1 protein-coding gene is annotated in these 594 nt (G+C 67.3%); it reads right to left on the reverse strand.

Annotation, left to right across the window (positions count from 1 at the left end):
• Positions 1-453: 453 nt before the first annotated feature.
• Positions 454-594, reverse strand: a 141-nt coding sequence (locus BZY54_RS54235) for a helix-turn-helix domain-containing protein (protein WP_341868740.1), incomplete at its 5' end; no start/stop codon positions are given.

The raw sequence follows: 594 nt of genomic DNA on the forward strand, positions 1-594 counted from the left end.
GGTCTCCTGGCCCGGCACGTATGGCAGCATCCCGCAGAGGCGTTCACCACCTGCTGGCACCGGCTGACCGCCCTGCCCGCCGTCACCTGACGATCTGGCCACCAAGCCGATGAGACACGGAAAGGAGCAGATCCGCACGACCTCCGGGTGCCGTGGAACCCCGGCGCAGCCGCAGCGCACGCGAAGGCCGGCCCGCGATCACGCGGAACAAACAGGGCGAACCGACGGCACGGTCATGCACTCACGACCGCTGAAGAATCGAGGTTAGGAGTTCTTAGCCCACGGCTGGACCAGGTGACGAAGACCCCATGGCGCCGAAACGCTCGATGGTGGCTCGGGGTGTCAACGTCGTCGTCGATCGCACGTTGATTTCGGCCAGACCGCAACTCCAGCCGTGCATGGCCGACACGCTGAAGGCCCGTTGAGGAGGGGGGAGGCAGCACAGCCGGGCGCCTACTCCTGGACGATCGCTGCGGTCTGGAGGCGTGCTGCGTCTTGACCCGGCGGGGCTCCGAACATACGCCGGTATTCGCGGCTGAACTGCGACGGGCTGTCGTACCCAACGGCGTGTCCGATCGCGGCCACGTCGTGCGG

This window comes from Streptomyces carpinensis, from assembly GCF_002154505.1.
Classification (GTDB): domain Bacteria; phylum Actinomycetota; class Actinomycetes; order Streptomycetales; family Streptomycetaceae; genus Streptomyces; species Streptomyces carpinensis.